Origin of the sequence: Paraburkholderia acidiphila (assembly GCF_009789655.1) — a bacterium.
GTDB classification, from domain to species: domain Bacteria; phylum Pseudomonadota; class Gammaproteobacteria; order Burkholderiales; family Burkholderiaceae; genus Paraburkholderia; species Paraburkholderia acidiphila.
Window position 1 is genome coordinate 862,568 of the sequence record NZ_CP046911.1, and the last position, 17,159, is coordinate 879,726.

Below are 17,159 nucleotides of genomic sequence, written 5' to 3' on the forward strand. Positions count from 1 at the left end.
GTTTTAATGCGTAGAGGAACGTTCCAGGGCGGTGCCTTTGGTTTCTCGGGACACCGCGATCATGAGGAAGGAGAGCAGGTTCAGCGATCCGCATACGGCGACGATGGTCCACGGAGAACCGTGAAAGGCATTGAGCAGCGCCACGGCGACTATCGGCATCGGGCCGCCGGTGAGCAGGTTGGCACCCGAATACGCCAGTGCCGACCCCGTGTAGCGCGCCTCGGTCGGAAAGGACTCGGCGAACCAGACCGGCTGAATGCCGCTTTGAAACTGTGTGAAGCCGAGGAACGCGCCCATCACGGCCATTGTCATGGCGATCGAGTTCTGGTTGAGAATCGGGAAATAGATCAGGCAGCAGATTAGTGTGCATAACGAACCGATCATCAGCGCACGTTTGCGTCCGAGCCGGTCGCTCAGATAGCCGCCCATCAGTGCGCCCACGATGGCGCAGACGTTCGCAACCATCAGCAGCATGAAACCGGTCTGTTTGGGTACACCGAGGTGTTTCGTCAGGTAGCTGAGCGAGAAGACTACGATCAAATAAAACAGTGCAGCCGGGCCACAGAAGAACAACGTGAGGCGAAGCGCAGTGCGCCAGTGATATTTGAAAACGACGCCAAGCGGATTGACAGCGCGTGAGGTGCCCCCCTTCTTGAGCGACTCGAAGGCCGGGGTCTCGCTAACCTTCCTGCGGATATAGATGCCCAGCAGCACGAGGACAAAGCTTGCCAGGAAAGGGACTCGCCATCCCCAGGAATCGAAGTCGTCCGACGAAAGCAGCGCGGCCAGCGTAAACAGCGAGAAATTGGCGAGAATCTGGCTGAGCGGCGAGCAAATGCCAAGCAGGCCTGAATACCAGCCACGTCGGCTAATGGACGCATGCTCCACCGCCATCAGTTGCGCCCCCGTCGATTCGCCGCCGAGTGCGAAGCCCTGAATGATGCGCAGCGACACCAGTAACGTCGGTGCGAGGATGCCAACCTGCTGGTAAGTGGGCAGCACGCCCATCAGGAACGACGACGCGCCCATTACCGACACGGTGACCAGCATCAGTTTGCGGCGCCCCCAACGGTCGCCGAGGATCCCGCAAATCACCGCGCCGAGCGGCCGTGCAGCCAGCCCTGCCCAGAAGCTCGCCAGCGAAGCCAGCAGCGAGGCCGTTGGGTCGAGCGAAGGGAAAAACAGCTTCGGAAAAATCGTGGCCGCGACCACGCCATACAACGCGAAATCGAACCATTCGAGTGCCGTACCAACGGTTGCGCCGGCGACTGCCCGACGCGCCATCTGGTGAGCCTGCGCGGACTGTTCTTCCGCAGCAAGGTCAGACCGGGCAAATGATGACATTTTGTCTCCTGATTATCCTTATGTTGAAAGTTCGTTTCTGACGACGAACAGATGCTATTGTTTGCGCTGCGTAAGCGGCCCGTTCCGCACCGGAACTGCATTTTATATTGTGAAAAACACGCAAGATGTCGCTCAGAAATGGCCTGAGAGTTCTTGACTTTCTGGCGTCGCAAGGCGAAGGCGCAGGCCTCGTGGCCATTGCCGACGCCCTGTCTCTGCCGCGCAGTACGTGTCACCGCGTACTCGCCGAACTGGTCGAAGGCGGCTATGTCCGCCAACTCGTCGAGCACAGCCGTTACATCCTGACGATGCGCATGACGTCGAACGGACTCGAATTCCTGAGCCTGACGGGCATCGCGGACATCGCCCAGCCGATCATCGAACGCGTCGCCGCGCAAACCGGTGAACTGGCGCGACTGTCGCTCGTGGACGGCGAGGCGATTATCTGGGTCGGTAAGGCGGACGGACAGCGCGTTGGCTTTCGCTACGATCCTGACATGGGCCACGCAGCACGCCTTTCATGCACGTCGACCGGCCACGCGTGGCTTATGACCATGACCGACGAACAAGCGGTCGCATTGGTTTTAAAGCAGGGCTTCGGACAGCCGAATGAATACGGACCCCATGCGCCGACAACGCTCAAGGCGCTGCTGGGATTCCTGCACGCTGCGCGCGTGCGTGGCTACGCGATGATCGACGAGGTGTTTGCGCCGCGCATGTCTGCGGTGGCGGCGCCGGTGGTTAGCGGCACGCGCTGCGTCGGCGTCATCAGCCTGGCCGGGCCGCGGGTCCGGCTGACTGCCGGGAAGATTCACGAGTACTCGGTACTGCTGCGCGAGGCGGCCAATGAACTGGCTCAATTGAGCAATATGGCGGGATTCCCCAGTCGACCACCGCTCGGCAAGGGATGAGGCGCAACGAGGCTGCACGTCAGGTGCTGCACGCTTCCAGCCGTGGCTTGTTTGGATTGGAACGCCGGCAAGCGCGAATGCATCGCAACGATGCGTGTTCAAACAAACGCAACCTGTGCAAGAAACGTTGCGAGGTAGTCGTCGTCCAGCCATCCGGAAACATGCTTCGACGCCTCGATGCGCTGGATTTCTTTCTGGCCTTTATCGGTCAGGATAGCAATCCGGAGCGGCGGGAGATACTTCGTACTGGGAGGAGGTTTCTGGTCGACGGTCTGGATCAGACCCTGTGAGCGAAGCCACGTGAAAATCGCTGGTCGCTTGTGCCACGGAATTTGTCGATACAACGCAAGTTGGAGAGCTTCAAGTACAGCGCCATTGTTGAATTCCATGAGCATCCTTCTGGTAGTCGGCTGAAACGTCCTGCTGGCACTGAGTGCATACGGTAGCACATGAAACGGCTCTGTACGATGACAATCAGGCTTTGGCAACCGCGAACTCAAGAAACGCTTCGCGAGCGCAGGCCGGCTCTCGACGCAGAAGTGATCTCGGGTCGAACAAGCGCGTTGGCGCATTCTGCGCTGCTCGCCGACAAGGCGAGCAGCCAGCCGCCGCAAGATTCACCGTAGCTCTCGATTCAGGAAATCGCGGGTTCGACCATTGGCCAGGGCGGCGGCGGCGGCATCGTAGTGGGCGCCATTGTTACGCGAAAACGCGTGACGCTGGCCGGGATAGCTGTACACCGAGACATTCGGTTTGCCGGCGAGAGCGGCCTTGATTGCTTCTTGTGCCAGCCTGGAGATGAACTCGTCTTCCTCCCCCAGGTGCATCAGCAGTGGCGCATGCAGGCCGGCCACCTCATCAAGGTACCTTTCGGTGTCGGCGCCGTGGTAGGCCACGGCGGCGTCGACCTCTGAGCGGACCGCCGTCAGAAAGACCATCAGGGCGCCGAGGCAATAACCCAGAACGGCGACCTTTCCTGTGCACCCGGATAGCTCGGCCGTCGTCGCAACGGTGTCCTCAATGTCCCTCACGCCGGCGTCCCGATCGTAAGCCTCGTACAAACGCAGCCCATGCTGCCAGTCAGGTTCCGATCTGACGTCGAGGTCGACGCCAGGCGCTTGTCGCCAGTAGAGATCGGGCGCCACCGCAATGAAGCCCAATTCGGCCAGTTCATCGCAGTGCTTGCGGATATCGGCATTGACCCCGAACACTTCCTGCAGGACGACCACAGCGGGCGCGGGTAGATCGGCCGGCCGCGCAATATAGGCTCCGAAGGCGCCGTCCCTGCCCTCGATGACGATACGACTTTCCATTGCGTTCTCCTTCGACGACCACGTTTATCGCAGCCGATGTCCCCGCACGCCGCGTTTCGGTGCGGATGCCGGGGACGGCGGCCATGTGGGCAGAAGCTTTCCCGGAACGGCCTATCCTTGACTCGCGGCGACCGCGGCGCAGGCCTTGCGGATCACGTCGAGCACCGCATGCGGCTGCGAGAGCATCGGGACGTGGCTGGCCTTGAGCTCGACGGTCGTGGCGCCCATGCGCTCGGCGGCGAAGCGCTCGAGGTCCGGATGCACGGTTCTGTCCTCCGTGGCGACGATCGACCAACTCGGCTTCGTTCGCCAGGCGATTCCCTCGTGCTTCTGGTTGAAGAGGTCGAGTGCGGGCGCGAAGTGGGTCGCATAGACGATCGCCTGCTCTTCCGGCGACAGATCTTGCGCGAACGCAGCCGGCCCGGAATGCTTCAGCCAAACGCGACCGTTGGCTACCTCGATGTGGTTGAAGACTTCGGTCTTCGGGAATTTGTCCTGCTGACCCTGCGATGTTTCGGTCTCGTCCGGGCCCAGAGCGGCGATATACACCAGAGCGGCGACCTTGGGATCCATGCCGGCGTGGGTGATGACCGTTCCGCCGTAGGAGTGGCCGACCAGCACCACCGGGCCTTCGACCCGTGCAATCGTGCGCACGGTCGCGTCGACATCGCCTTTGAGCGTATCGAGGCCATATTGCGCGGCCATCACGTCGTGCCCTTCCGCCTTCAGCGTCGGGATCAGTTTCTGAAAACAGGACCCATCGGCCCAGATGCCGTGCGCGAAAACGATACCTGGCTTCATTTTGCTCTCCTAAGTTGAGTGCTTGCGGGGCTTGCGGGCGTCTCACTCGCAAAGATGCTGGTTAAGGAATTCGACGGTTCTCACGTTCGCCTTCGCGGCGGCCTCTGCGTCGAAATACACGCCGTTATGCCGCGCGAACGCGTGCGAACAGCCGGCATAGGTCCGAATCTCGACGCCGAGCGGCGCGAGGCGATCGCGGATCGCCTTCTGCGCAGCGGGACCGATGGACTTGTCCTGATCGCCCAGGTGCAACAGCAAAGGCCCCCGCACGGCAAGCGCCTCGCCGAGGAATTCATCCGTTCTTGCGCCGTAATAGCCGACGCCTGCATCGACGCCGACGCGCGCAGCGACCAGATACGCAAGCAGCCCGCCGAGGCAGAACCCAACCACGCCGACGCGCCCGGTGCACCAGGTCATGGCGCGCGCATACTCGAGCGTCGCGTGCAGGTCGGATACGGCCTTGTCGAGGTCGAGCGCCTCGTATAGCGCGAGCGCCTGCGGCCAGTCTGTCGTGTCGGACAGTTCGACGTGCGGCCGTTGGCGCCAGCACAGATCGGGACCCACGGCGATGAATCCGTTCGATGCGAGTTCGTCGCAGGTCATGCGAAGGTCGGCATCGACGCTGAACGCTTCCTGCACGACAACCACGGCGGCCGCTGGCCCCGAACGGGGCTCGGCCAGATAGGCGTAAAAGGCCCCATCGGGCACGATGACTTCGACGCTCGACGCCATGGCCGGCTCCCTCTGCGCGGACGTAGGGCGTAGGTTAGCCACTGGCGGACACCGGCGTGAGTGAATCGTGGTGAATTGCAGTGAATGCCCGCAAAAGGTGCAGGCGAGATCCGCCAGGGTCGCGGCCGGCTCGACTACCTGTCGATCAACGCGCGTGCCTCCATGAGGTCAGGCGTTTTGAATCCTTCTGTGAACGACGCAAAAGTGCGCGCGAGTAACGCGTGGGATACGTGGGCCGGTTCTTCGCGATGCAACTTCGCGAGGCTCACAGCCGTGCGAAGCTGCCAGGCGCGCGCGCCCTGGCGCAGCGCGAGTTGAAGTGATCGTTGAAACAGCGCTTCGGCGGCCGACGCCGCGCTCGCACCGAACTGGGCGAGCATGATCTCGCCTTTGGTACGCAGCAACTCGGGCAGACACCACCGCTCGTCGTTTCGCGACGATTGCTCGAGCGCCTCATCGACTGCACGCTGCGCCGCGTGCAGTTCACCGATGCTGCCGAGCGCGGCGCCGAACTCGCAGAGCGCAGCAGTGTGATACAGCGCGAACCCTGCATTGCCTAGCTCATTGATCGCTTGCGAAAGGAGTTCGATTCCCTCGCGCTGGTGGCCAACCTTGATATGAAGAATGCCGCTGAAGCACCGGCCCATGCTTTGCCAAAGGCGTAATTCGTGCCTGGCAGCGTGCTCGATCAACAGCTGAACGTTGCGCTGCGCGGTCTCGAAGTCGCCCACGAGCAGCGCGACCGCGCACGCAGACTGCCCGAGTGCATAGCACAGCGACAAAGAATGGTTGTGGGCCACCGCCTCTTCGACGCTTGCCTGGGATTCGCGAAACGCCTGATCGGGGTACCCCTGCACCCAGAGAATCCGCGAAAAAAAGCCCCTGCCAGCCACCACTTGATCGAACTGGAAGCGCAGGATCTGCGCTTTGTGGGTGGCGGTGGGCGGCCGGCTCAGCATCCTCTCGAAATGCGTCCGCGCACGGCCGTGTTCACCCAGGAAATAGAGCGAGGTCCCCACCAGCCGGTCCCCGACGAACCATGCGACGGGATCGTGTACCTCCGATGCAAGCTGCGCGAACTGCTTCGCAAGGGTCAGCCCGGATTCGTGGCTATCGCCGGTGACCGTGTCAACCCAAAGCCCCCAAAGCGCACGCAAGCGATAGTCCGTGTTGTCGAATCGCTCGGCAATCTGCAAGACCCTGCTCCATACCGACCGCGCTTGCGGACCGGGTCCGATCGAATACAAGGCGACGCCGAGGGCACTCAGCAGCTGCATTTCGATCCGCTCATCGACGATATTTGCAACGGACATCGCCTCGATTGCGCGGCAAATGCGGATCCGGCACTCGTTCATCAGCGACAGCTTCAGCCAAAGCGGAACGGAGGCGATCGAGAGCTCGATAGCGAGATTCGGATCGCCTCCCACGGCGAAGGCCCAGTCGAGCGCGGCGCGGACATTGTCCGCAACGTTGCCGCGCGCACCGCGTTGAATGTCGTCCAACAGCTTTTGCTCGGCTTCCTCCGCCTGCCGCAGAAGCTGCAGGTAGCAGATCGCGTGGCGCCTCGCCAGCGCTTCGATTTCGCCGCGATCGAGCAGGAGCTTGCGTGCGTATGCAACGGTCGTATCGAGCAGCCTGTAGCGGGTGATGCCGCTGCCGATATCGGCAAAGACCAGCGACTTGTCGACGAGATTGGCGAGGATGCCGAGCATGTCTGCGGCGCTGATGGAATCGTTCGCTGCGACCCTGGCGGCCGCCTCCCTGTCGAAGTAGCCCGCGAAGATGCCCAATCGCCTGAAGACAATCCGCTCGGCTTCCGGGAGCAGGTCGTAACTCCAGTCAAGCGTGACCATCAACGTCTGCTGACGCGCCGGCGCGTCGCGCCGTCCGCCTGTCAACAGCGCAAAGCGGTCGGTCAGCAGCGACGACACGCCCTGCACGCCGAACGCGTCGACACGCCCCGCGGCAAGCTCGATGGCGAGCGGATTGCCGTCGAGCCTCCGGCAAATATCCGCGGCGATAGGCGCCACCGGGTCGCTAAGCTGGAACGCACTGACACGCTCGCATGTGCGCTCCACGAAGAGTTCGATCGACGCGTAGCCCATGGCGCTCGCGGCCGTCAGTGCGTCCGACACCATCGGTGTGCTCAACGGTGGAAGACGATGCAACACCTCGCCTGTCACCTTGATCGGCTCGCGGCTCGTGGCAAGGATCTGCAGATCGGGCACGCCTTCGAGCAAAACGGCGGCCATCGACGCAACCGCATCGATCACGTGCTCGCAACTATCGAGAACGATCAGCATGCGCTTGCCGGCGAGCCACTCAACGAGGCCCGGAACCGGATTGTCCGACCGCACGCCGCTGCCGAGCGCCGTGGCGAGCGCGCTTGGCACTAGCGCCGCTTCAGTTAGCGGGGCAAGGTCGACAAAGCTCACGAGGCCGCTCGCCTCGGCTCGGCGTTTGTGCGCAACGGCCACCGCGACGGTCGTCTTGCCGATTCCGCCGGGTCCGACGATCGTCACGACACGCCCGTCCAGAAGCTTCGCGAAGATCGACTCGATCGCGTTCTCGCGACCGACGAGGCGCCTCGCGCGCGACGGGATGCGCGAAGCCGGCAACAGTTCGTTTGCGAGTGGCGCAGGCGTTGATGCGCGCCCGGTGCGATCGATGGCGGCGACAAAGCAATAGCCTCGACCCGGCACGTTCACCACATAGCGATGCTCGCGCCCATCGTCCTGCAGGGCTTTGCGCAGCGCCGCCACGTGGGTTTTCAGATTGCACTCTTCAACGACAGTATTCGGCCAGATCCGGTCGATCAAATCGCGCTTGCCTACCGTTTCGCCGTGGTGCTCGACAAGCGCGATCAGCACGTCGAGCGCGCGACTCCCGATCGTGACTGACTCGCCGCCTTTCAGTAGCTCGCGCTGAGCCGGAAGCAACAGGAATGGGCCGAACGCGATGCCGTCATTCGAGGAGAGAGCATTGGCGTGCACTTCGAACTCCTGAATGGTTGCTGGTGACACCGCAGTCGCCCTTGAAGCTTGCCCGGACGAAGGGCACGCCGCGCTTGTCGAGCGCCGCCAGATCCTCAGACCGATAGCTGCTCTTTCGTCAGCCATGTTGAGGGTCCCACCGGTGCGTTGAACGCCCTGCCTACAATATTTGGAGACATACACCCTGTAAAGGATAAGGGCTTGACCAGTGAACGTTAGCAATCGTGGCTCGCTACGCCGACAGGTTCGGAATGCAGGGTTTGGCGAGGCATCGAAATGAAACAACAGGATACTGGCGAGATGCTTTGTCCCCTCGCCCGTGAGGCTGCCGTCATTGCAAACGTTGTGCGTGAATGCAACCAATGCCCATTGCATACACATACTTCCTGGAATGTGCGCTACCGCACAGTTCGGGAACCGGGCTGAAAGTCACGCCGGCTATCACTTTGGTCAGACGTCCCTTCCCCTCTCCACAAGTGCATTGTCGATACTCGATCCGCAACTGATGCTTTCCTGTGCCAACTGGCCGGGAAGGCGAATTCTTTCCGAGCTGATTCAAACGGGAGGGTCAAGGCAATGGATGCCGAACCTGAGCCTGGAAGCGCCGCCGTATCCTCTCCTGCGTCGAGTCCACCTCGCAGCCGCATCTGGCAAGTCAGAATTCAGTGGGCGGCGCTCGTGGCTGCCACTGCACTCAGCCTTTCGTTGTCCACACAAAGTGGCGTCAACGCGCTTGTGATCGGCGCCATTCTTTTGGCGTCCGTCGTGTCGAGCATTGCAGGATTCGCTTTCTCCGCCGTGTGCGGCGCCATGCTGTTTCATCTGTCCAACGACCCGGTACAGATCGTCCAGATCATGATCGTCTGCAGTGTCGCGAATCAGACCGCAATGGTCTGGTCGCTCAAGCGAGCCATCCAATGGCGTGAACTGACGGTCTTCCTGATCGGCGGCGCAGTCGGACTGCCCGTTGGCATAACAGTATTGCTGATGCTGGACCGCCATGTCTATACGCACGTGCTTGGCGTATTTCTTGTCCTTTACGGTTGCTACATGCTTGCCCGCAAGCCTCTCGTCATCGGTCGCCAGGCAGCGGCCTTCGATATCTTTGCCGGATTCCTCGGCGGAGTCACAGGCGGCGCGGCGGGTTTTCCCGGCGCGTTCGTCACCATCTGGTGCGGCTTCAAGGGCTGGAACAAGGAGCGTCAGCGCGCAATGTTCCAGCCATTCATCTTGATCATGCAGGTGGCCGCCCTCACGGCGATCAGTCTCGTGCGCCACTCTTCCGGCAAGGTGGGGTTTGATCGCGCGATCCTGCTCTGCATACCCGCGTCGCTGCTCGGCACCACAGTCGGCATGACACTTTATCAGCGGCTCTCGGACAATCATTTCGCCCGTGTCGTGAACCTGCTGATGATCGTCTCGGGCATCAGCTATTTCGCGTGATGACCGAGCGATCGTATCCACCAATGGCCGCCATCAAACCTGGGCCATGCCTCCGTCGACGAACAGCTCGGTACCATTGATGAAACTAGCCGAGTCCGAAGCGAGGAAAGCCACCGCCTTGCCGATTTCTTCGGGCTCGCCCAAGCGGCCAAGCGGCACTTGCGCAGCCAGGGCGTCGTACAGCCCCTGGCGGGCCTCATCGGGCACGAGACCGCCAAGACCAGGCGTGCGGATCGGGCCCGGGCTGACGACGTTCACGCGAATACGCCGATCCTTCAGGTCCAGCGCCCACGAGCGGACGAAGTTGCGCACGGCCGCCTTGCTCGCGCTATACACGCTGAAGTTGGCCGTCCCCGTCACCGACGTGATGGACGACGTCAGGATGACCGAAGCGCCATCGACCAGCAGCGGCAATGCCTTCTGAACCGTGAACAGCACGCCGCGCACGTTGGTCCCGAAGATCCGGTCGAAATGCTCTTCGGTGATAGCGCCGAGCGGCATCATGTCCCCGCCGCCGGCATTCGCAAAGAGGATGTCGAGCTTGCCGGCCGTTTTGGCGATCTGGGCATAGACCTCGTCCAGATCCGACAATACGGAGGCGTCCGCACGGATAGCCGTGGCCGCCGGTCCGATGGCCGCCACCGCGGCGTCGAGTTCGGCGTGCCGGCGGCCGGTGATGAACACGCGCGCGCCCTGCTCCGCCAGTTCCTGCGCTGCGGCGAGGCCTATGCCCGTGCTGCCGCCCGTGACGAGTGCGATCTTGCCGTTCAGTTGCTTGCTCATGATGTGCTCCGTTTCGTGGTAAAGGGGTTCTGCAACTGCGTTCGACGGTGGTGTTCGTTTCTGCCTGAGTCCGTCGCGCACTGCATGAAGAGCACTTTAGGGAAAAGCGGTTTTTTGATAAATATGGAAACAATGAAATGACTATCCACCACCATGTATAATCTGAACGCATGACATCCGGTCAGGCTTCGGAGGTACGTAAGCGATGGATCAGTTGCTGGCAATGCGGGCGTTCAGCCGCGTGGTGGAAGCGGGCAGCTTTACGCGGGCCGCGGAGTCCCTGGACATCCCCAACACCACGATGAGCAAGCTGGTTCAGGAACTCGAGGCCCACCTCGGTGTAAAACTGCTCCAGCGCACAACGCGCAGAGTCACCGTGACGCCGGAAGGTCACGACTACTATGCCAAGGTCACGCGCGTGCTTCGAGACCTGGAGGACATCGATTCGTCGTTCAGCGTGGCACGGAGCAATCCGCGCGGCAATTTGCGCATCGATGTAGGCGGCTTGACCGCACGAGATGTGCTGATTCCCCTGCTTCCGGACTTCATGACACGTTACCCGGACATTCGAATCGATCTCGGTGTAGCCGACCGTTCGGTCGATCTGATCAGCGACAACGTCGATTGCGTGATCCGGGGCGGCCCGCTCGATAACTCATCGCTCGTCGCGCGCAGTATCGGCGAAGCGACGATGGTGACATGCGCGACGCCCGCCTACCTGAAGCACTATGGCGTTCCCGCCTATCCGGATGAGTTGAGAAATGGCCATCGCTTGATCGGCTACCTCTCCACCCAGACCGGCAGGGCCATGCCATTTCGATTCGAGCACAAAGGCGAGCGCACCGAGATAAAGATCGAACACCGGCTTGGCATCAACGAAAGCAACGCGCATCTCGCCGCCTGCGTCGCGGGACTCGGCATCGTTCAAACCTTTGCGCACGCGGCCAATACAGCGCTTCGCGAAGGGTCGCTCGTAGAGATACTGATGAAATGGCGGCCGCCGTCGTATCCATTTCATGTCGTATATCCGCAGAACCGGTACGTCACACATCGTTTGCGGGTATTCATCGACTGGCTTCTCGAAAGCTTTCCCGCCAGGGTCCGAGGTATCGGGTAATCAGCCTGCGCACCGCGCCAGGCAACGGGGCGAAGCCAGGCAGGGCCGCATCGCTTCGCCTGCAAAACGGGCCATATGGCGAAATAGTTACAAGATAGGTATTGACGAGTGCTCGCCCAACCGGTAATGTGCTGCGCGAAGGTCAAGAAGTTCGATTGCTGTTCATCAATTGCTCGCCACCCGGCGGTATTCGTTGTCCTCTCCCTCCTTGTCGCTTCAGGCGCTCCTTCATAGAGCAAATTTTCGTTTTTTCTCAGGGATTCTTCATGGAAACCGGTACCGTTAAGTGGTTCAACGACAGCAAGGGCTTTGGCTTCATCACCCCGGACAAGGGCGGCGACGACCTGTTCGCTCACTTCTCCGAAATCCGCAGCGACGGCTTCAAGACGCTGGCTGAAAATCAGAAGGTGAGCTTCGAAACGAAGCAAGGCCCGAAGGGTCTGCAAGCGGCTAACATCAAGCCGCTGTAAAGTTTGAAGGGCCCGGCATCCGACGACGGACGCCGGGTTGCAGCGACACCCTCGCGGAGCCTTGTCTCCCACAGTTGGCGCGATTGCTCTTTGCTGCACTGTTTATTCAGCAGCTTGCCAAGCGCCACACGCCTCGTTGCACCTCATTCTCCCCTCGGGCTCCAACGCCTCTTTTTCGCTTTCCGACTGTTTCAGATTCGGCTTGCAATGGCATCGGATCGGCGCGCGCGTGCACATTTCGCACCGCACACGCCTGGTCGAACATCATTAAAATTAAAATGCAGAACAAACCAATTCATCAATACAACGGCTATGCCGTCCAACCCTCGGCGCATCGTTTGCCCGACGGAAGTTTTTCATCGAACCTCTTGCTCGAACGCACCGATAGCGCGCGATCCGAAGGCCGCTACCAGTTCTATTCGCTCGATTACTTCGCAAGCGAAGAGCAGGCGCTGCAGCATTCGACACGCTGGGCACGCAACTGGGTCGACACGCGCGGCTGAAGTCGACGCCACGACTGACCCCACCATTCCTTCTGGCCCTGCCGATAGTGGCGGGGAAAATGGCGCCCTTCGGTTACAATGCAGGGTGAGTTCGTTTCGCACAGCACCGAAAAGACGCGTGCTGGATAGCCGCGAATTGTCCTTTGATCGATAGTCCAGTGAGGCGAGCGATAACCGTGCTCGCTGGACTGCACGCCCCGACTCGCAACAGACCTGTATTGCGAGCCGCCGCGTCTAATCCATCCCCTCGCGTATCTGATTCGCCGCCCGAACAAGGCGGTGTTCATGACTTCCCGAAACGCAAGGGCTGCCCAGCAGTTTTCCTGCGTCTCACTTACCGCGCGAGCGCGTGTCGATCAACGCTCGCGGCTTCTTCCTCAATGCAGCACCGACCCCATGTCCCGCCAATTGATCAGGAACCTTGAATGGCCAAAGAAGAACTGCTGGAACTCGACGGTATCGTCGACGAAGTGCTGCCGGACAACCGCTACCGCGTCACGCTCGATAATGGGGTGATGGTAGGGGCGTACGCTTCTGGGCGTATGCGCAAGAATCACATTCGCATCATTGCGGGCGATCGGGTCACGCTGGAACTCTCGGTGTACGATCTCACGAAAGGACGAATCAATTTTCGTCATAAGGATGAGCGCAGCGGCGGCGCAGCGCAAAGAGCCGCAGTTCGCCGTCGTTGATCGCGCGATACGCGACTGTCGGCTGTGAACCTTACCGGCGCCGCGACGCTGCGTGCACATCCCCATCACGATCCGCTATGACTGCTGGATCTCAACCAGGAAGAAAATTGACTACCGTAATTCTGAAACCCGACGAGCCCGTGGACGTTGCATTGCGTCGTTTCCGTCGCGCCATCGAGCGCACCGGCCTGATTCCGGAGCTTCGTGCCCGGACAGCGTATGAAAAACCCACCGCAGTACGCAAACGCAAAAAGGCGGCTGCGGTGGCACGCCTGCGCAAGCAGATCAAACGGTCGTTGCCGCCGAAAAAGCGCTACTGACCGGCAATGGCTGGACAGCCGTGTTGAAACGGCCGTCCAGTGCCCAGCCGGGGTCACGCGGGAGTCACCCCGCCCGGTTTAGCCATGTACCGCGCTTGACGATCGCCCAGTACAGCCAGCCGATCAATACCAGCGAAACAGCCCCAGACATCGTTGGGAGTGCCAGGAAAGAACATCCGGGCTGCGCCACGAAGATAATGACCGGATTGCTGCCGGCCGGTGAACGTTTTGTGTACGCGGCGCGACTGACAGCGCGTTCAACTCGCCGTGACGAATTCACACGATTCATGAGAACGCAGTGGTGGGGCCCACGAAGCCGCCGAGAAGTTCGATGCTGCTGATGAGCCGAGCGCGATCCCGCTCGCCGCACCGCGCTATCCTCGCGCCGACCGGAATGACCGGCATCGTCGGTATAACCCCGCACACTTCACCTGCCCGCTTTCGCCGCTGCGTCGTGAGTCGCGTCGAGCGGCTTATGCTGCTCGTCGCCAACACCAGGAAAGAACGCATTCCATACTGCGCGTACGCCGACCGCTGCCGCCGCTGCCGCATCGATCGTCTCGACTTCGGCGGACCTGGCCGGATCGGAACTCAGGCCGCGCCAGTGCGTGAAGACGAGTAGCGGTTTTTCGGTCCATTCGCCCGCGGCGAAATTCGCAAATGCCGTATCGCCGCTTACCAGGCGGACCTCGTACCATCCCTCGCGAACCGGCGCATACCGGTTCAACGGAAACCAACTGGTCGATTGAATATGCATGAGGTCCTCCAATCCGTAGATCGTCGCGAACCAACGCGCATACCTCGTGCCTGGATGTTGCCCCCTTCGTTGCTTGCATGGCGTCTTGCGGGCGGTATGCCGTCCCCTGGCGCGAATGTCGTTTCGCAGCGTGGCGCGCGGTAGACCGTTAGTCGCAATTTCATGGCAGAGACCACACCGCCTTGTACCGGCCTCCACGATTATTCTGAGTAATCCTCAGGATTTTCTCTGGCCGGGCTCTGATAGAGAATCATCACGATTGGAATGCGAGGCTCTGCCGTGGCATCGTTGCGGCGGGCTGTCACCTCGCCCGCAACCTCGCTTGTATATTCCGCGACCACTTCGCCAAACGTGTTGCGCTGAATCGCCACTTTTTGCCCCACCCTGACCTTCTCGTTCAGCTTGACCAGCAATTCGACGAAGCCGCCGTGTGTCGTCAGGATCGTGTGCGCGCTATTGCCGACAAAGATCCCGACATCGCGCCCGGTGCGCCCCATTGGGCCCGACACGACGCCATAGCGCTTGAGCACATTCATCGTGCCCTCGACGAACAATGGAATCAACGCGAAATCGAAGACGCGCGCAGCGCCAATCTCCGGCGTAATGGCTGGAATCCCCACATCGATTAGCGCATTCGCCAACAAGGTCGGATACGCAGGATTGTCGAAAATCTGCGCGATAGGAAAGAGCTCCGCCATCGCGCGCGGCTCGGCGAGTTCCATTCTGGCCAGATTGAATGAGGTCAGGTCCATCCCGGTCGTGCCAGTATGAAAATCCAGTGCGTAGTCGGCGTTCGGCCGCAGGAGCCGGTTGAACAACAGTCCCGCGTGACGGCTCGGCGCACTGGAGCCGTTCTCATTGCCTGGCCATTCACGGTTGATGTCGATGAGGTCGACGCCTCGTCCCGAATTCGGCCATCGGCGCTCCATCGCTTCGAGCGCGGGACGCGATACGTCGAGCACCGCCAGCACGGTACCCGACATTTGCGCGGGATCCAGTTGGCCAATCACGGTTTGTATCATATGCACCGGGCTCATTTCGTCGCCATGCACGCCGCTGATCAGCGCGACGCGCTTGCCCGGCCTCGCGCCGCAAACAACGATAACCGACACGTACCAATCCTGGCCCGTCGGCATCTGCACGCCCTGGAAATAGAACATGTGCTTCTTGCCGCGTTCGAGGTCATTGACGTCGAGCGCGCTGATGACCTTCTTTCCCTGAATCACATCGCCGGTGTAGCGCGTCCCTCCGGTGGGGCCGTTTGGCGAAGGCGCGGCCGTGCTCTGGGCATTCGCGGCGCCGCTTTGCCCGACCAGTGCAGTCGTTGCGCCGACCAGCGCAACGGCTGTCTTGATGAAATCGCGCCGGGCAACACCATCCTTCGATTCACCGGGCATGGCGTGGACTCCATACATTGAAAGTGAAGATAAGCGCAATCCATGCTGCGTCGATTGCGATTCGTGAGCATGACGAATCCAAACGTTCTGAAGAGGTTCTCGTCGCAACCAGGCCGCGCTCAACATCAGCGTAGTCCAGTCCGTGGAGACTTGCACTGACGGCTGGACCGCATCCCTGCCGCTCGCAATCGGCGTTGCCGCGTGCTCACAGCAATCAGGCAGCAAGAATCGGAGTGCCGGCGCGAGGCCGGCCGACGTAACGTGTCCACACAGGCGCACATTAGAGAAGGTCGACGGACGAAGAACGGTGCGCCCGAATCAGATGCCTGGTGCGCGTGCCCGGTCGCCAATCCGGTCATCGGCAATGCGCTCGCCCCTTCATCGACTGGAGTCCGATCATGTTGCCGTTTCTCTCGCTTCACGCGCTCGCGGCTCAACGCGGCGATGGACTGCGCCCCGAACTTAAGGCCTTGTTTGAGCGCCATGCGCGGCAAGCAACGGGTCTTGCCGCTGCCATCGAGCCTGTCGAAACCGAGTCCTGTGCTCACGCAGCAAACGCGGCCGCCGACGTTCCTGCGAAGGCGTGTGTGCCCGGTGAGTCATCGGCGAGCATTGCAGCCACAGCGTTGAGTTAACCGGATCGCTCGCGGATCGATCGACCGTTCAACCGTGGCTACGCGTGCTTATTGCGTGTGGATCGCGCGATCTTCGAACGCGGCGACGATGTACTCGATCATCGCTGTGATGCGTGCGGTGTGCCGAAGGTCTTGATGCGTGACGAGCCAGATTTCGTAGACAGCGCCACGTGCGGGTTCCGGCCATATCTGCACGAGTCCGTCGTGTTCGCCCAGATGGATCGGAAGCTCGCCCATGCCGATGCCGGCCTTGACCGCGCTGCGCAGCATGAGGCTGGTATTGAAGGTCGACACGATGCGGCCCGCGTGTATCGGTTCGCCGGCAAGCGTCTGTGAGCGTTGCCCTGTCCAGCTTCCCTGATAGACGACGAGATCGTGGCCCGCAAACGCGGAGCCCACTACGGGCTTGCCGTGCTGCGCGAGGTACGCATGCGAGGCGAAGAGCGCCATCGGCCATCGCACAAGGCGCCGCGCGACAAGATCGGGGTTATCCGGCCGCACCGAGCGCACCGCGATATCGGCTTCACGCTTGGCCAGATTCAGCATGCGCGTCGACGTGTCGAGCAGCACGCGCACTTCCGGATGCACGGCGTGCAACCGCTCGATGGCGGGAAGCAGGAATTCCAGCGCGATAGAGTCGGTGCTGGTCACTCTGACATCTCCCGCAAGCCGCGTATCGGTGCCTTGAGTTCGCCTGACGAGCTCGTGCGCGGCGTGCTCCATCTTTTCCGCCGATTTCAGCGCGGCCTCGCCGGCGGTGGTCAACGCATAGCCCTCGGAGGTGCGCAGAAAGAGCGTAGCGCGCAGCGCATGCTCCAGCGCCGCGATTCGCCTGCCGACCGTCGCCTGATCGAGATTGAGCGTTCGGGCCGCTCCACGGAGCGTTTTTTCGCGCTCCACCGCAAGAAACACGCGTGCGTCGTCCCAGTTCATCGCAGCCGCCTCCTG

Annotated in this window: 18 protein-coding genes; 8 read left to right on the forward strand and 10 right to left on the reverse strand. The window is 61.3% G+C overall.

Annotated elements, in window-relative coordinates; genetic code table 11:
- Positions 1–3: 3 nt before the first annotated feature.
- Entirely contained in the window at positions 4–1,344 is a 1,341-nt protein-coding gene (locus tag FAZ97_RS28160; protein WP_407671889.1) for an MFS transporter, read from the reverse strand.
- Between the two features lie 125 nt (positions 1,345–1,469).
- Between FAZ97_RS28160 and FAZ97_RS28165 the strand changes: the two genes are divergently transcribed.
- Positions 1,470–2,255, forward strand: a complete 786-nt coding sequence (locus FAZ97_RS28165; protein WP_158761968.1) for an IclR family transcriptional regulator — start codon at positions 1,470–1,472, stop codon at positions 2,253–2,255.
- A 98-nt stretch (positions 2,256–2,353) separates the two neighbouring features.
- Here FAZ97_RS28165 and FAZ97_RS28170 read toward each other — a convergent pair whose 3' ends face one another.
- The 5 genes from FAZ97_RS28170 to FAZ97_RS28190 all read right to left on the reverse strand — a co-directional run bounded on the left by FAZ97_RS28170 (position 2,354) and on the right by FAZ97_RS28190 (position 8,469).
- Entirely contained in the window at positions 2,354–2,644 is a 291-nt protein-coding gene (locus tag FAZ97_RS28170) for a hypothetical protein (protein ID WP_158761970.1), read from the reverse strand.
- 228 nt (positions 2,645–2,872) lie between these two features.
- Entirely contained in the window at positions 2,873–3,568 is a 696-nt protein-coding gene (locus FAZ97_RS28175; RefSeq protein ID WP_158761972.1) for a dienelactone hydrolase family protein, read from the reverse strand.
- Positions 3,569–3,679: 111 nt separating this feature from the next.
- Entirely contained in the window at positions 3,680–4,369 is a 690-nt protein-coding gene (locus FAZ97_RS28180; protein ID WP_158761974.1) for an alpha/beta fold hydrolase, read from the reverse strand.
- Between the two features lie 42 nt (positions 4,370–4,411).
- A complete protein-coding gene (locus tag FAZ97_RS28185; protein WP_158761976.1) occupies positions 4,412–5,101 on the reverse strand; it encodes a dienelactone hydrolase family protein in 690 nt (229 codons plus the stop codon).
- Between the two features lie 134 nt (positions 5,102–5,235).
- A complete protein-coding gene (locus FAZ97_RS28190) occupies positions 5,236–8,469 on the reverse strand; it encodes an ATP-binding protein (protein WP_158761977.1) in 3,234 nt (1,077 codons plus the stop codon).
- A 201-nt stretch (positions 8,470–8,670) separates the two neighbouring features.
- Between FAZ97_RS28190 and FAZ97_RS28195 the strand changes: the two genes are divergently transcribed.
- A complete protein-coding gene (locus FAZ97_RS28195) occupies positions 8,671–9,537 on the forward strand; it encodes a sulfite exporter TauE/SafE family protein (RefSeq protein ID WP_158761979.1) in 867 nt (288 codons plus the stop codon).
- 33 nt (positions 9,538–9,570) lie between these two features.
- Here the strand turns inward: FAZ97_RS28195 and FAZ97_RS28200 are convergent, their stop codons facing one another.
- Positions 9,571–10,320: an SDR family NAD(P)-dependent oxidoreductase gene (locus FAZ97_RS28200; protein ID WP_158761981.1), complete on the reverse strand. Its 750-nt coding sequence runs from the start codon at positions 10,318–10,320 to the stop codon at positions 9,571–9,573.
- Between the two features lie 205 nt (positions 10,321–10,525).
- On the opposite strand from FAZ97_RS28200, the gene FAZ97_RS28205 reads away from it, so the two are divergent.
- From FAZ97_RS28205 to rpsU, 5 genes are all read left to right on the forward strand, one after another.
- Entirely contained in the window at positions 10,526–11,437 is a 912-nt protein-coding gene (locus tag FAZ97_RS28205) for a LysR family transcriptional regulator (RefSeq protein ID WP_158761983.1), read from the forward strand.
- 266 nt (positions 11,438–11,703) lie between these two features.
- The gene (locus FAZ97_RS28210) at positions 11,704–11,907 is read left to right on the forward strand and encodes a cold-shock protein (protein WP_028208954.1); all 204 of its coding nucleotides are present in this window, start codon (positions 11,704–11,706) and stop codon (positions 11,905–11,907) included.
- Positions 11,908–12,185: 278 nt separating this feature from the next.
- Positions 12,186–12,410 carry a hypothetical protein gene (locus FAZ97_RS28215; RefSeq protein WP_158761985.1) on the forward strand — a complete coding sequence of 75 codons (225 nt, stop codon included), beginning with the start codon at positions 12,186–12,188 and terminating at the stop codon, positions 12,408–12,410.
- Between the two features lie 425 nt (positions 12,411–12,835).
- Positions 12,836–13,102: a translation initiation factor IF-1 gene (infA, locus tag FAZ97_RS28220; RefSeq protein WP_158761987.1), complete on the forward strand. Its 267-nt coding sequence runs from the start codon at positions 12,836–12,838 to the stop codon at positions 13,100–13,102.
- 107 nt (positions 13,103–13,209) lie between these two features.
- The gene (rpsU, locus tag FAZ97_RS28225) at positions 13,210–13,422 is read left to right on the forward strand and encodes a 30S ribosomal protein S21 (RefSeq protein ID WP_158761989.1); all 213 of its coding nucleotides are present in this window, start codon (positions 13,210–13,212) and stop codon (positions 13,420–13,422) included.
- 427 nt (positions 13,423–13,849) lie between these two features.
- Here rpsU and FAZ97_RS28230 read toward each other — a convergent pair whose 3' ends face one another.
- Both FAZ97_RS28230 and FAZ97_RS28235 read right to left on the reverse strand, forming a co-directional pair.
- Positions 13,850–14,179 (reverse strand): hypothetical protein, encoded by a 330-nt coding sequence (locus FAZ97_RS28230; protein WP_158761990.1) that lies wholly within the window; start codon positions 14,177–14,179, stop codon positions 13,850–13,852.
- Between the two features lie 200 nt (positions 14,180–14,379).
- Positions 14,380–15,576 (reverse strand): succinylglutamate desuccinylase/aspartoacylase family protein, encoded by a 1,197-nt coding sequence (locus FAZ97_RS28235; RefSeq protein WP_158761992.1) that lies wholly within the window; start codon positions 15,574–15,576, stop codon positions 14,380–14,382.
- Between the two features lie 398 nt (positions 15,577–15,974).
- Here FAZ97_RS28235 and FAZ97_RS28240 point away from each other — a divergent pair, with 398 nt between their 5' ends.
- Positions 15,975–16,211 carry a hypothetical protein gene (locus FAZ97_RS28240; protein WP_158761994.1) on the forward strand — a complete coding sequence of 79 codons (237 nt, stop codon included), beginning with the start codon at positions 15,975–15,977 and terminating at the stop codon, positions 16,209–16,211.
- A gap of 48 nt (positions 16,212–16,259) precedes the next feature.
- Here the strand turns inward: FAZ97_RS28240 and FAZ97_RS28245 are convergent, their stop codons facing one another.
- Complete coding sequence (locus FAZ97_RS28245; RefSeq protein ID WP_158761996.1) at positions 16,260–17,144, reverse strand: LysR family transcriptional regulator; 885 nt, start codon at positions 17,142–17,144, stop codon at positions 16,260–16,262.
- Positions 17,145–17,159: the final 15 nt, after the last annotated feature.